The sequence below is a fragment of the Pseudomonas sp. SG-MS2 genome (genome assembly GCF_009933855.1).
Lineage (GTDB): Bacteria > Pseudomonadota > Gammaproteobacteria > Pseudomonadales > Pseudomonadaceae > Aquipseudomonas > Aquipseudomonas putida_E.
The window spans coordinates 1-14222 of sequence record NZ_MOMO01000065.1 but is presented as its reverse complement, the minus strand read 5'-3'; the positions used below and the strand labels follow the sequence as shown (position 1 = coordinate 14222).

The window sequence follows — 14222 nt, the reverse complement described above, 5'->3', positions numbered from 1 at the left end:
ATGTGTTCGAGGAGGGTACCCGCCTGGAAGTCAGCGGGCAGGGGGAGGGCGGCTTCCATGACACGCCGTTCGCCTTGCGCAGCGGCAAGCCGGCGGCCGGCGCACGTGCGCTGCCGGACGGCGAAATCATTGCAGGTACGCCGATCCCGGCGATCGTGCCGCTGCCAGGCAAAGCCATGGCGCCGATGCCGGGCAAGGTCGTGGTCGTGCCGAAACTGGCTCAAGAACTGATCGCCGAAGATGACGAGGATCATGATGACCCAGGGCACGGCGATGACGATCACAGCGACGCGCCAGGCGCAGCCAAGGCTGTAGGCTCGCTGGCACTGGTCGACCGCAGCGAAACCAACCGCAACGCTGACGGCACCCTGAAAAACCCAGGTTACCCCTTCTGGATCGGCGGTATGGAAAGCAGTGTCGGCCAGCGTCCGCCGACCCCGCCGTTGGATATGCTCGACCCGGCCATGGCACGCCAGCTCAAAGACAGCGGCGCAGCACTGTGGGCCAACCTCGATGGCAACCAGGTCGACGGTTGGGATGGCGGCCTGGGCCGCCATGCCCTCGATGGAGTGTCGGCCGGTGGTGAGGCCGTGACCACCACCACCAAGCTTGATTTTTCCAAGGTGGTAGAAAAGGCCAAGCCGATCTACCTGCCCGAGGAGGGTACCGACGTCGAGCAGGCCGCCATGCAGTTCCACGCCAAGGCCGAGCACCCAAGCTTTGCCCTGATCCCTGGCAGCCAACCGGTGGCCAAGGCGTTTCGCACCAATGGCGCACTGCCAACCGCCGGCGCCCCCTTCTTCGAGCCCTGCATGGATGACCGCGGCAAACGCCTTACCCAGGCCTCGTCCACGGGCGAATACTTCAGCGGCGAGAGCCTGGGCGGCATCAACTTCCGCGGTGCCTCCACGTTCACTGCCGACCGCCCTCGCATCTACAAGGCGGCCAACATCCAGTTCGACGCGGTGTACAACAAGGTCGGCTATCACTTCCCGCAGGCGCGCATCCTTGCGCTGTGGGAAGACGCCTGGCCGGTGATCACCAAGCAGCGCCCGCCAGAGCCGCTGGTGATGCGCATGAACACCTTCGACTGCACCATGTACCAGCAGACCAACCTGATCCCGGCGTTCTATGAAATGGACGACTACCAGGTGCGCACACCGACCGATGTGATCGGCCAGCACATCCACCTGCCCAAGTGGGACCTGACCGCAGCCGACGGTTCAGCCAACGGCTGGAACTACGAGGACGGTGTCCTCTCACCCGGCAGCGTGGTGGAACGGGTGAACGCCATCCGTGCGTTCAATGGCTGTTCACAAGGCGACAGCCGCGACGGCACCGCCGCCTGCCCGACAGCCAAGCTGCACCCGTACTTCGGCCGCTTTGGCCGGGCCGACTGGGTGGGCGCGCGCACGGCCATGCAGCGCTGGTTCGCCGACCCGCTGGTCAACGTGCACAACGTCGACCGCGGCCTGGGCACCATCTTCACCCATGACCACTTCGGCCCATCGACCCACCAGCAGTTGGGCCTGTATGCCACTGTGCTGGCCGAGCCTGCCGGCTCCACCTGGCACCACGCCGAGACCGGCGAGCAGCTGTACAACCCCGCCCTGCGCCAGGACGGTGGCCCGACCTCGTGGCAGGCGGTGATCAATACCGGTGACAACGACGGTGATGGCAAGAACGACAGCTATCGCGAGTTCTTCCTTGAGTACAGCGACTTCCAGCATGCCTATGAAGCGGGCGTGTACGTGGGCGCCGGCCCCGATGGTGTGCCCAACGCCCAGGCCTACCCAGCCACGGCCGACAGCTTCCGCTACGCCATCAACCCGCCCGTGCGGCAGAAGGCTTCGAACCTGCTGGAGTCGATCGTCGAATCGCGCGGTGGCCTCAACCCTGGTTGCCCGACCCGGCCATGCCCACAGGCGATCTCGGTGGATGACCCGGGCATGTTCGTCGTCAACTACCGCAACGAGCCGTTGGCCCTGCGCGTGTTCGACCCGAACAAGGTGGCACCGGATGGCAAACGCGGCATGCAGGCCGACGGCCTCGGTGGCGACCTGGGGTATGCCCTGCAGAGCCGTACCGACCGTGCCATCCCGGCCATGAACCTGGCCCCCTCGGCGATCAACTCTGCGGTCGGCCCTACGGGTGGCACCACCTTGTTCCCGCCGCACATCAACACGGCAGGCAGCGAGCCAGGCGACCCGTTCACCCCGATGCTGCGCACCTACTCTGGCGACAACGTGCGGTTGCGCATGCACGCTGGCGGCTATGAGGAGGAGCACAACGTCACGATGCACGGCGTCAAATGGCTGCAGAACGGCACCGGCTACGGCAGCAGCTCCAACTCGGGGTGGAAGGCCTCGCAGATGATCGGCATATCCGAGCAGCTGGGCTTCCTGGCGCCGGTGTCGATGATCTCCAGCTCCGCAGCCACCAATGGCGACTACCTGTATTCGCTGGACGCAGCGCTGGAAGGCTACTGGAACGGCATCTGGGGCGTCATGCGCAACTACACCGCGCAACGTGCCGACCTGTTCGCGCTGCCGAACAACCCGCAGCCGGTGGCCATGCGCAACACCATCAACTTCGATGGCATCTGCCCGAGAACCACGGCCAACCCCAGCGGCGTCGGCAGCCGGCCAACGGTCAAGCGCAACTACGAAATCGTCGCCGCGCTGGCCAACGACATCCTCGAAAACCGCAACGGTGTCAGCATCAACGACCCGGCCGGTATCGGCCAGCACGTCGGCGGCCCGCTGAAGGCCGATGGCGGCACCCTGGTGTTCAACAGTCGCACCACCAGCATCCCGCAGGTGACGGTGACCGACGAGGAGGATGGCACCACCTTCACCGTGGGCGGGCATAGCGCGCCACTGCATGACCCGACCGCGGTGCTGTACGTGCGCAAGGCCGACCTGGATACCAGCACCGGCAAGCTCAAGGCCGGGGTGCCGGTCGAGCCTCTGGTGTTGCGAGCCAATGCCGGCGACTGCATCAGCATCACCCTGGAGAACCGCCTGCCGCTGGTGATGCCGGACCTGCCCAGCACGGCGGTGATGCAGAACGTGGTCAAGCGCGACCGCAACGACAGCGAAGGCGCCACCGCCTTCAACAACAACCTGATGCGGCCCTCCAGCCACGTTGGCCTGCACGCACAGCTGCTGGCCTATGACATCACCAAGTCCGATGGCGTCAACGTCGGCCTCAACCCGGTGCAGACCGTACCGCCGCGCAGCGGTAACAGCGGTGCCTACCCGACCAGGGTGTACCAGTACTATGCCGGGCACCTGGAGCGTGAAGGCAAGCCGGTGCTGCAACTGGGCCGCACGGTGGACAACATCCGCACCACGGCAATCGAGTTCGGCGCCCTCAACCTCACTCCGGCGGATGTCATCAAGCAACCGCAGAAAGGCCTGGTGGGCGCCATGAGCATCCTGCCGCAGACCGCGACCTTCACCGAGGACGCGGCCAGCCGGGCCCAGGCCACGGTCAAGGTCAGTGGCCAGCCGGACTACCGCGACTTTGTCACCGTCTGGCAGCGTGCGCTGAACATGCGTTGGGCCGACGGCCGCCCGGTGGAGGGTATCGCCACCGAAGGCAACGGTGTGCCAGGTGACCCCAAAGACAACGGCAACATGGCCATCAACTACAAGACCGAGCCGCTGTGGTTGCGCTTCGGCCTGGCACCGGACGCTCCGTTTGGCCGTGCCGATGGCTTTGGCTTCGCGGATGTACCCAACGCGCACATGGCCTACAGCAATGCCCTGGTGGGCAGCGACCCGCAAACCCCGGTGCTGTATGCCAAACCCGGTCAACCCGTGCGCAGCCATGTAGTGATGCCCAGTGGCGGCAGCCGTGGCATCACCTACCAGCTGGACGGGCACCTGTGGCCGCTGCATGCCTACCAGGCTGAAAAAAACGACCTCGATGGCTACCCGATGAAGCAGCCTGGGATCGGGTCGGTGCGCTTTGGCTACAACCCGATGTCGATGTACATCGGTGCCCAGGAGAGCGTACTGCCCGCCGCGCACTTCAGCTTCATGTTGCCCAGCGCCGGGGGCGCCAACGCGGTGCCGGGCGACTATCTGTTCCGAGACTACGCCGCCTACGGCAATACCTCGGGGCTGTGGGGGATTCTGCGGGTTACCGACGACGCACCGCCGGCAACGGCGCCGGCACAATAAGAAAAGGGGCGCACCAATATGCATAACAGGAAAATCCGCCCCGCCGTGCTGGGGGTATTGCTGGGCACGGCGTTGATCGGCCTGGGCGTGGCCTACGAGGAGCTCTGGTGCGACCCGCGCGAGCTGCTGCAGGAGCCTGCCGACCCGCAGGCGCTGCACCGGCTCAGCCGGGATGGGGTGACCGTGGAGTTCGAAGCCCGGCCTCTGGCCGGCAGCGAGCTGCGCGAAGGCGCCTTCGCCAATATCCGCTTCAAGGTCACCGACCAGAACAGCGGCCAACCGCTGTCGGGGATGGCGCCGGGGGCGTGGATCGACCCGGCGCAATCGGCCCCGCTGGAAAGCAGCCGCGACCAGAGCTGCAAGGCCCGGGTGGCGCTGTTTCTCAAGAGCAGCATCGGGGCCAGGCCGCTGCTGGACCTGAACAGCTACTTCCTGTTGGTGCTGAACAAGGATGCCAGCCTGACAGTGATCGACCCGACAGTCTCGGTGGGCGGTGTTACCAGCACCCTGGCACGCATCGATTTGCCGGGTCGGCCCATGGATTGGGTGGCTACCGGCGATGACAAGCAGGTATTCGTGTCAATTCCCGAACGCGGCGAGGTCGCGGTGATCGACACCGAAACCTTTACCCGCGTGGCCACCTTGGAGGCCGGCGAGATGCCGCTGCGCGTGGCCCTGCAGCCGGACCAGCGCCGGTTGTGGGTCGGCAACAACAGCGACGACCCGGCCAAGGGCGGGGTGACGGTGATCGATGTGCATAGCCGCACCACGCTCAAGAGCTTCGCCACCGGCTCCGGGCACCACGAAATCGCCTTCAGCGCCGATTCGCGCTACGCCTACGTCAGCAACCGAGACGGCGGCACCCTGAGCATCATCGACATCCCCGAGATGCGCCTGGTGAAAACCCTCGAAGTTGGCCCGCATCCGTTGGCAGTGGCCTACTCGGCGCTGTCCCAGGCGGTGTACGTGAGCGATGGTTCAGAAGGCACGGTGCGTGTGTACGATGCCCGCAGCCATCAGTTGCGCCATACCGTCCAGGCCGAGCAGGGCCTGGGGCCGATGCGCTTCAGCAGCGATGGCCGTTACGGCATCGTCCTCAACACCCTGGAAAACCAGGCCCTGGTGATCGATGCCAGTACCGACAGGTTGATCCACCGCATCCCGGTGGCGGCCGAGCCGTACCAACTGACGTTCACCAAAGGTTATGCCTACGTGCGCGGCCTGGCGTCTTCGAAGGTCAGCATGATCAACCTGAGCAGCCTGGGCGAAGGCCGCCAGCCGATCATCCAGGGCTTCGATGCCGGCCCCGCCGCGCCGCGCCAGGCCGGGGACCTGCCATTGGCCCAGGGGTTGTCGGTGTCACGGGACGACAATTCGGTATTCGTGGTCAATCCGGTGGACAACACCACGTACTTCTATACCGAAGGCATGAATGCCCCGATGTCGGGTTACAACAACCGCGGCCACCAGGCCCGCGCCGCCATCGTCATCGACCGCAGCCTGCGCGAACTGGCCCCGGGGGTGTATGGCTCGACGGTGAAGATGCCGGCGTCAGGCAAGTTCGACGTGGCGTTCCTGCTCAACCAGCCGCAAATCATCCACTGTTTCAGCACCGACGTGGCTGCCGCCCCGGATGCGGTCAAGCGCAAGGGCGCGCATGCTGAGTTCATCGGCCTGGACCAGCCCTTGCCACAGCACCGCGCCATCACCGCCAAAGTGCGCATCCTCGGTGACGACGGCCGCCCGCGCCTTGGCCTGGATGACCTGACCCTGCGCTACTTCCTGGCGCCGTCATCGATGCCGCGCAACCTGCGCCTGGAAGAGGTGGGCGAGGGTATTTACCAGGCTGCACTGATGCTGCCTGAAGCCGGCGCTTGGTACCTGCATGTGCAGTCGCCGTCGCTGGGGCACAAGTTCGCCGAAGAAAACTACACCAGCCTGCGTGTCCTGCCGGCTGCAGCGTCTACTGCTTCCCAGACTGAAGTGAGGAATGTGCAATGAACGCCAGACATTCTTGCAAGCTGCTCGCACTTTCCATGGCCATGGCCAGCCAGCTCGCCCTGGCCCACGCGGGCCATGACCACAGTGGGCATGCTCCACAGCCGCCAACGGCACATCAGGAGAAAGCCAGTGTGCGCTTTGCCGATGTTTCACTGCTCGACCAGGATGGCATGCCAGTGCGCCTGGAAAAGGACCTGGTCGGCGATCATCTGGTGGTGATGGGCTTCATATACACCAGTTGCACCACGGTATGCCCGGTAGTGTCTTCGATCATGGGCAAGGTCCAGCAGCAACTCGGTGGCCGGGTAGGCGAGGAAATCCGCCTGGTGTCGATCAGCGTGGACCCGCAGCGTGACGACTCCAAACGCTTGCAGAGTTACGCCAAGGCGTTCCAGCACGGCCCTGGCTGGAGCTGGCTGACCGGCTCGCCCTATGCCATCACCGAGACCCTCAAAGGCCTGGGCAGCTTCAGTGCCGACCTCAGCCAGCACCCCCCGCTGATCATGGTGGGTGACGGGCACAGCGGCTACTGGACGCGTTATTACGGCTTCACCGACCCGGCCGTGCTGATCGACGAAATCAACCGCCTCAGCGCCCGTCGGGTGCATGCCAAGAGTACGGCCATCGCCGAACACCAGGAGGTGCAACCATGAGCAGCCAAGCGTCCTGTCGCGTCGGCATGCGCAGCTTCGACTGGCTGGCCCTGGCCGGTTGCCTGTGGATCTTCGCGTCGGTCGCCATGGCCCACGAAGGCCATGCACCGAGCGCTCCCAGCCCGCAGCCTTCGCCCCCGGTGATGGCCAGTGGCGAAGGTACCCGCGATGCGCACACCTGGTTCACCGACACCGTGCTCCAGGACCAGAATGGCCGCGCGCTGCGCTTTTACAGTGATGTGCTCAAAGACAAGGTGGTGATGCTCAACGTCATCTTTACCCACTGCACCGATGCCTGCCCGCTGATCACCCGCAAGCTGCGTGAGGTGCGCGAGGCCATGGGCCCGGAGCTGGCCAGCCAGGTGACCTTCGTGTCCATCAGCAGCGATCCGCTCAACGACACCCCGGCAGCGCTCAAGGCCTTTGCTGAAAAACAGGGGGTGGACAGCGCCAACTGGCTGTTCCTGACCGGCGACAAGGCCAGCGTCGATCTGGTGCTGGGGCGTATCGGCCAGTTCCTGCCCAGCCCCGAACAGCACTCGACCCAGCTGATAGCCGGTGACGTGGCGGGCAAGCGCTGGAGCAAGATCCGCCCCGATGCACCGCCAGCGGCCATTGCCCAACGCATGCAGTTGCTGACCCAGCCGTTGGCCGGACGGTAAATGCACTCACAGGATCTGCGCAGCCGCGCAGAACACAGTGGCAGCACTGACAGGATCTGCGCAGCGGCGCAGAACACAGTGGGAGCCGGCTTGCCGGCGATGAGGCCAGAATGAACACAGCGAGATTACTTTGCTTGGCGCTGGGCCTGACCTGCTGCGCTCAGGCGCTTGCCCTTGACCTCACCGCCCACGAGCAAGCCGGTAAACGCCTGTACCGCGAAGGCCTATCCAGCAGCGACGCGCAATTGCTGGCCCGCGTAGGTGCCAGCGACATGCGCGTGCCCGCCAGCGTGTTGCCCTGCGCCAGTTGCCACGGCAATGATGGCCGTGGCCGCGCCGAAGGCGGGGTGCGCCCGCCCAGCCTCGACTGGCAGCGCCTGGCCCAGGGCCAGGGCGCACGCCAGAGCAACGGCCGCAGCTACCCGGCGTACACCGACAACAGCCTGGCCCGCGCCATCCAGCACGGCCTGGACCCGGCCGGCAACCGCCTGGACCCGGCCATGCCTCGCTTTGAACTGACCCTGGCCGACCAGCGCAACCTCACCGCCTACCTCAAACGCCTGGCTGATGAGCGCGACCCAGGCGTGGAAGAGGGGGTGCTACGCCTGGGTACCCTGTTGCCCGCCAGCGGGCCGTTGGCCGAGGCCGGGCAGGTGGTGCGCGCGGTGCTCGAGGACGGGGTGGCCCAGCTCAATCAGCAGGGCGGCGTTCATGGCCGGCGCCTGGAGCTGGTGGTGGTCGACCCCGGCAGCGACCTGGCCAGTGCCGAGCATGCGTTGCAGCAGTTGCTCGAGCAGCAGCGGGTATTTGCGCTGATCAGCCCGCTGGCACCGATGCTCGACCCGCGCCTGGCCCTGCTGCTCGAACAGCACCGCGTGCCACTGGTTGGCAGTACACCGCGCGGTGGCGGCAGTGCGCAGATATTCGACCCCATGCCAGGTATCACCACGCAATTGCTGAGCCTGGCCGTGCATGCCCGCGATACCTTGGGCCTGGCGCCAGATGGCTTGCGTGTGGTGTATGCCGGCGATGACCAGGCGGCGCAAGCCGAACAGGTGCGCGAGCGCCTGCAGCAGCTGGGTTGGGCGCCAGCACCGGTCGAGGCCTTCAAAGGCCAGCCGGTGCAGGGGCAGGGCATTGTTTTTCTAGGCCGCGCCCAGGCCTTTGCCGAGCTGGCCACGGCGTTGCAGGCGGCAGGCCGTGCCCCCTATCTGTTCGCCACCTCCAGCCAGGTGGCCGGTGCCGTGGCCTCGCTACCGGCCCAGTGGTCGCAGCGGGTGTTCCTGGCCTATCCGTTCGTGCCCGCCGACTGGACCGAACAGGGCATGGCGACCTTGGCCGGCCTGCAGCAGCGTCAAGGCCTCGACACGCGTCAGGCCTCGCTGCAAGTCAACACCCTATGTGCCCTGCGCCTGCTTGGCGAAGCCCTCAAGCAGATCGGCCGTGACGCCAGCCGCGAGCGCCTGGTTGCGGCGCTGGAGGGCCTGCATGGCGTCGATACCGGCCTGACCCCGCCGCTGGGCTTCGGGCCGGGCCAGCGCCAGGGCCTGGCCGGCGCCCATGTGGTCGCGGTGGCGCTGCCTGGGCCACGTTTTACAGCTGTCGCCCCGTATCGGCCTGTACCGGTCAGCCCTTGAGTGGAGGTTGCCATGCGTATCCTGTTGCTGTGCCTGCTGTTGCTGGTCGCCAACGCGGGCTGGGCCGATAGCCCGGCGGCGCGGGTCAATGGTGTGGACATCGGGCTGCTGCGCCTGGAGCGCTATTTCAGCGAGTACCTGCAGGCACAGGGGCGGGCGGTGACCAGTATCCGCAACCCTGCGCTGTACAAACGTCTGCGCAGCCAGGCCCTGGACGAACTGATCGACAAGGAGTTGCTGTGGCAAGAAGCCCAGCGCCGCGGCATCGCCATCAGTGATGAACAGGTGTCGGCGCAGCTAGGTGAAGTCGAGGCGGCATTCGCAAGCCCAGCGCTGTTTGAAAGACGGCTTGCAGAGGCAGGGTTCGACCGCGCAGCATACGCTGACTACCTGCACCGGGAGCTGGCAGCGCAACAGGTGTATGCCCAGCTCAGCGCGGTAGCCGAACCCACCCAGGCCGAGGTGGAAGCGTTTTATCAGGCCAACCAACAGAGACTGCAAGGAGCGCAGAACCAAAGTGATAATTCTTCGGTCATACGCGAACAGGGCCTGGTGCTGGCCAGGGCCACGCTCATCAGCCAGTTGCAGGCACAGTCACGGCAAGCGGCGCGCCAACGTTTGCGCGAATCCGCTAAAGTGGAAATCGCTGACTGAAGCCTGCGATGGCGTTTCCCCAAAGCTGGGGAATATCGGCTTGGCAAAGTGCCATCAGGTGCCCCGGATGTGGGGCAGCGGGCCTGAGCCTGTTCGTAGGGCTATCAAAGGTGCCAGCAAAATCAATAACTTGAAGTGGTGCAACATGACTATTCATGCCTGGCACGAAGCCTGCTCAAGCCTTACCAAGGCCGCACTTCGCAGACCGGGTAACCGGGCAGTTCTTGGGAGTCGACCTTGGTGAACAGAGTATTGGTAGTCGATGACGAACAGACCCTTGCGCAAAACCTGCAAGCGTACCTGCAGGCGCAAGGCCTGGAAGTCCATGTTGCCCACGACGGTGCCAGTGGTATCGGCCTGGCTGAGTGCCTGGCACCGGATGTGATCGTGCTGGATTACCGCTTGCCCGATATGGAGGGTTTTCAGGTCCTGGAGACCGTGCGCAAGAACAGGCAGTGCCACTTCGTGCTGATCACCGCCCACCCGACCGCCGAGGTCCGTGAGCGAGCCGCCGAACTTGGCGTGACCCATGTCCTGTTCAAGCCGTTCCCGCTGTCGGAACTGGCGCGCCCGATCTTCGACCTGATGGGCATCGAGCGCCGGCGCAGGGCCACGGACAACCCGGCAGAAGGGTTCGTCGAACGACGCCAGAACAGGAACGAATCGTTCCCCTTGCAGTTGTACGATGGTAGCTGGGTACTGGCCGACCGCCGCCGTAATGGCGCCAAGCCCCCTGGACCCGACGACGACCAACTGCTCACTGGGGAATAGCGGCGCCCGCAGCCCTCACCGAGCCTGCGACGCGCCCCCTGAGCGGAGTCGCAGGCCATGTCAGATGTATTCGACCACAGCGTTTCGGCCTCATCGCCGGTACAGGCTCCGCCAGCCTCAAGCTACCCCCGCGATCTCATGGCCCAGGCCCGCCTGCAAGCCAGCGGCGAGCGCCTGCTCAACTGCCTGGAACGCCTCGCCTGCGACACCCCCGACACCTTCATCCGCCGCCTGGGCAGCACCCTGCATTACCCGGTACTGGACAGCCAGAGCCTGTTGGCCAGCACCCCTCGTTTCGACAAGATCAGCCTGGCCCAATGCCTGAAGCGCGAGTTCGTGCTGATAGAGCAGGGCGGTGAACTGCGGGGTGTGTTCGCCGACCCCTTCGACCACGCCCGCCTGGCCTGGATCGACGATGTGCTGCAAGGCGCGCCTTTGTACCTGGCCCACGCCGCCGACCTTGCCACCTTCCTGGCCCGCCACGAAGAAAGCTTTCACGCCGTCGATGCCCTCGATCACGACGCCGAAGCCAGCAGCGAAAGCGACCCGCTGCAACGGCTGTCGCTGACCAGCATCAGCGAAGACCAGAGCAAGGTGGTCAAGCTGGTCAACTCAACCCTTTACGACGCCCTCAAGCAGCATGCCAGCGATATCCACCTGGGCATGACCGGCCAGGGCCTGACCATCAAATACCGCATCGACGGCGTGCTCAACGCGGCCGGCAAGGCCAGTGGCAGCGCCTTCGCCGACCAGGTGATTTCGCGCATCAAGGTCATGGCCGAGCTGGACATCGGTGAAAAGCGCGTGCCCCAGGACGGCCGCTTCAAGGTTGCCGTAGGCGAGCGCCAGATCGACTTCCGGGTGTCGATCATGCCCAGCATCTTCGGTGAAGACGCCGTACTGCGGGTGCTCGACAAACAGGACCTGTCCGGCCGTGTCAGCGGCGTGCAGCTGCAGGCCCTGGGCTTTGCCGATGAAACCCTGCGTGCCCTGCGCCGCCTGGCCGCCGAGCCCTACGGCATGATCCTGGTCACCGGCCCCACCGGCAGCGGCAAGACCACCACCCTCTACGCCATGATCAGCGAGATCAACCACGGTGTGGACAAGATCATCACCATCGAAGACCCGGTCGAGTACCAGTTGCCCGGCGTGCTGCAGATCCCGGTCAACGAGAAGAAGGGTTTGACCTTCGCCCGTGGCCTGCGCTCGATCCTGCGCCACGACCCGGACAAGATCCTGGTCGGCGAAATCCGCGACCCCGACACCGCGCAGATCGCCGTGCAGTCGGCACTTACCGGCCACCTGGTGTTCACCACCATCCACGCCAACAACGTCTTCGACGTGATCGGCCGCTTCAGCCAGATGCAGGTCGACCCCTACAGCTTCGTCTCCGCCCTCAACGCTGTGCTGGCCCAACGCCTGATCCGCCTGGCCTGCCCGCATTGCTGCACGCCGTGCGAGGCCGATGACGAAACCCTGGCCGCCTCCGGCCTTACCCGTGACGCCGTGCAGGGCTGGACGTTCGTCCGCGCCCAGGGCTGTGGCCAGTGCCGCGGCAGTGGCTACCGCGGCCGCAGCGCCATCGCCGAACTGCTGCACCTGGACGACGACCTGCGGCAGATGATCGTTGAACGTCGCCCGCTGGCGCAGATCAAGGCGCTGGCCTGCCAGCGCGGCCTGCGTCTGCTGCGCGCATCCGCCCTGGACCTGGTCCGTGAGGGCCGTACCACGCTTGAGGAGATCAACCGTGTCACATTCATTGCGTGATCATGCCTCTACCCGTTACTGCGCCGTGCTCGGCGCCGAAGGCGTCGGCCTCGGCCGCTGGCACGGCAACCAGCACCAATGGCTGGGCAGCCGCGCCTTCACCGGTGACGCCGGGCAACCGGCCTGGGATGCGGCCCTGCAGGCGCTAGCCGCGCTGCTGGGCGAGCATGCCGTGCGCGGTGGCCAGTGCCAGGTGCTGCTGTCGGCGCGCTACAGCCGGTTCTGCCTGGTGCCTTGGAGCGCTGCCATCAGCCATCCACGCGAGCTTGAGGCCTACGCCCGGGCCTGCTTCGAGAACCTCTATGCCCAGCCGCTCGACGACTGGCGCATCGCCCTTTCGCCAGAGCCGGCCGGCGCTGCGCGTATCGCCACAGCGCTGCCTGAGGCACTGCTGCAGGGGCTGCAGGCACTGGCCCGGGAAAATCGCTTGCGCCTGCGTTCGGTGCAGCCGTACTTGATGGCTGCCTACAACCGCTGCTCATCGCAGCTGCAGGCGGGCGATTTCCTGTTTGTCCTCGCCGAGCCACGGCGCAGCGTGCTGCTGCTGGCCGCCGGTGGCGCCTGGCAGCAGGTGCTGACGCAGGGTTGCGCCGACAGCGACCAAGCCCTGCAGGCGCTGATCGAACGGACCTGCGAGCTGTATGGCGAGCACATGCCGCAGGTCTACCTGCATGCCCCGGGCCGGGGCGACGTGCCGCAACTGGCGGCGGTGCAGCTGTGCCAGCCGGCCAGCGAAGCCGACCCGCTGTGCGCCATGTGGCGGGCGGTGGCCTGACATGCGCCGCCTCGACCTGGAATTCCAGCCCCGGCGCAGCAGCCCGCTGGCCTGGTCGCTGCTGGCCCTGGGCGGCGCGGTGGTGGCCGTGCTGGTACTGCTGCAACAGCACCTGCAAGCCGAGCAGGTTCACCTTGAGGCCCGGCTGCACAGCCTGGAGCTGCAACTGGGCCGCCGCCCTGCCACGGTCGCCCCGCAGAACAGCGCCGCCAGCCGCGAGCAGGCCGAACGCCTGGCGCAGATGCGCAGCGTTTCCCAGCAACTGCAACGGCCCTGGCAGCAACTGTTCGCCATGCTTGAAGCGCAACCCCAGGAAGACGTGGCCCTGCTCAGCCTGACGCCCGATGCCCGCAAGGGCCAGGTGCGCATTGCCGCCGAGGCCCGCAACCTGGAAGCGATGCTGCAGTACCACCACCGCCTGGAACAGAGCACCGAGCTCAGCGATGTATCGCTGCTCAACCATGAGGTGGTGGCGGGCCAACCCGAGCACCCGGTGCGCTTCACCCTTACCGCCACCTGGGAGACCGGCCATGCGCGCCCCTGACTCGATAAACAGCCTGATCCTTCAGGAGCAGTTGCGCCGTATCGGCCCGGTCGGCCTGGCCGGCGCCGCAATGGCCGTCCTGGCAGTCGCTGTAGCGCTGGCCGGGGTGCTGCCGCAGTGGCAGGCCCTGCGCGAGCTGCGCGCCAGCGAGGCCGATGCCAGCGCCCAGGTCGAGCGGGTCAGGCGCGGCGAACTTAAAGTCGCCGTCAAGCCTGAACAGCAAGCGCTGGACAGCCTGCGCCAGCAACTGCCAGGGCAACCTGAAGCCAGCGAGCTGATCGAGCGCCTGTACCACCTGGCCAGCGCCCAACGAATCAGCCTGGCCCGTGGTGAGTACGCCCTGGGTGTCGACCCCAAGACCCAGCTGGCGCGTTACCAGATCGTCCTGCCGGTACGTGGCAGCTATCCGCAGATCCGCGGCTTTGTGCGCGGCCTGCTGGGCCAGTTGCCGACCCTGGTGCTGGAAGACCTGGAGCTGCAGCGCAAGCGCATTGGCGACAGTGAACTCAATGGCCGCCTGCGCATGACCCTTTACCTGTCGAGGTCGTGATGAACACTCAGCGTGCAG

The 14222-nt window shown here is 66.0% G+C and carries 11 protein-coding genes; all 11 read left to right on the top strand.

The genetic code is table 11. The features are described from left to right. The coding region (gene mnxG, locus BLX42_RS05110) for a manganese-oxidizing multicopper oxidase MnxG (RefSeq protein ID WP_161871279.1) at nucleotides 1-4190 on the top strand (4190 nt) is incomplete at its 5' end. Nucleotides 4191-4208: 18 nt separating this feature from the next. Next, a complete protein-coding gene (locus tag BLX42_RS05105; RefSeq protein ID WP_125923065.1) occupies nucleotides 4209-6191 on the top strand; it encodes a cytochrome D1 domain-containing protein in 1983 nt (660 codons plus the stop codon). After that, entirely contained in the window at nucleotides 6188-6844 is a 657-nt protein-coding gene (locus BLX42_RS05100) for an SCO family protein (protein WP_161871278.1), read from the top strand. Before BLX42_RS05105 ends, BLX42_RS05100 begins: the two co-directional genes overlap by 4 nt. Then, entirely contained in the window at nucleotides 6841-7506 is a 666-nt protein-coding gene (locus BLX42_RS05095) for an SCO family protein (RefSeq protein WP_046787667.1), read from the top strand. The genes BLX42_RS05100 and BLX42_RS05095 overlap by 4 nt, the downstream gene beginning before the upstream one ends. Nucleotides 7507-7616: 110 nt before the next feature. Next, nucleotides 7617-9143 carry an ABC transporter substrate-binding protein gene (locus BLX42_RS05090; RefSeq protein ID WP_161871277.1) on the top strand — a complete coding sequence of 509 codons (1527 nt, stop codon included), beginning with the start codon at nucleotides 7617-7619 and terminating at the stop codon, nucleotides 9141-9143. Nucleotides 9144-9155: 12 nt separating this feature from the next. After that, a complete protein-coding gene (locus BLX42_RS05085; RefSeq protein ID WP_161871276.1) occupies nucleotides 9156-9797 on the top strand; it encodes a SurA N-terminal domain-containing protein in 642 nt (213 codons plus the stop codon). Nucleotides 9798-10034: 237 nt separating this feature from the next. Next, a complete protein-coding gene (locus BLX42_RS05080; protein ID WP_042111969.1) occupies nucleotides 10035-10568 on the top strand; it encodes a response regulator in 534 nt (177 codons plus the stop codon). A gap of 57 nt (nucleotides 10569-10625) precedes the next feature. Continuing rightward, nucleotides 10626-12335, top strand: coding sequence for a GspE/PulE family protein (locus BLX42_RS05075; protein WP_161871275.1), 1710 nt, complete (start codon nucleotides 10626-10628; stop codon nucleotides 12333-12335). Next, complete coding sequence (locus tag BLX42_RS05070) at nucleotides 12316-13110, top strand: hypothetical protein (RefSeq protein WP_046787663.1); 795 nt, start codon at nucleotides 12316-12318, stop codon at nucleotides 13108-13110. The genes BLX42_RS05075 and BLX42_RS05070 overlap by 20 nt, the downstream gene beginning before the upstream one ends. 1 nt (nucleotide 13111) lies before the next feature. Continuing rightward, nucleotides 13112-13654, top strand: coding sequence for a PilN domain-containing protein (locus BLX42_RS05065; RefSeq protein WP_012314325.1), 543 nt, complete (start codon nucleotides 13112-13114; stop codon nucleotides 13652-13654). Continuing rightward, entirely contained in the window at nucleotides 13641-14204 is a 564-nt protein-coding gene (gene pilO, locus BLX42_RS05060; RefSeq protein WP_046787662.1) for a type 4a pilus biogenesis protein PilO, read from the top strand. The genes BLX42_RS05065 and pilO overlap by 14 nt, the downstream gene beginning before the upstream one ends. Nucleotides 14205-14222: the final 18 nt, after the last annotated feature.

Coding starts and splice junctions, on each gene's coding strand:
- BLX42_RS05105 (WP_125923065.1), top strand. CDS start 4,209: ATGCATAACAGGAAAATCCGCCCCGCCGTGCTGGGGGTATTGCTGGGC.
- BLX42_RS05100 (WP_161871278.1), top strand. CDS start 6,188: ATGAACGCCAGACATTCTTGCAAGCTGCTCGCACTTTCCATGGCCATG.
- BLX42_RS05095 (WP_046787667.1), top strand. CDS start 6,841: ATGAGCAGCCAAGCGTCCTGTCGCGTCGGCATGCGCAGCTTCGACTGG.
- BLX42_RS05090 (WP_161871277.1), top strand. CDS start 7,617: ATGAACACAGCGAGATTACTTTGCTTGGCGCTGGGCCTGACCTGCTGC.
- BLX42_RS05085 (WP_161871276.1), top strand. CDS start 9,156: ATGCGTATCCTGTTGCTGTGCCTGCTGTTGCTGGTCGCCAACGCGGGC.
- BLX42_RS05075 (WP_161871275.1), top strand. CDS start 10,626: ATGTCAGATGTATTCGACCACAGCGTTTCGGCCTCATCGCCGGTACAG.
- BLX42_RS05065 (WP_012314325.1), top strand. CDS start 13,112: ATGCGCCGCCTCGACCTGGAATTCCAGCCCCGGCGCAGCAGCCCGCTG.
- pilO (WP_046787662.1), top strand. CDS start 13,641: ATGCGCGCCCCTGACTCGATAAACAGCCTGATCCTTCAGGAGCAGTTG.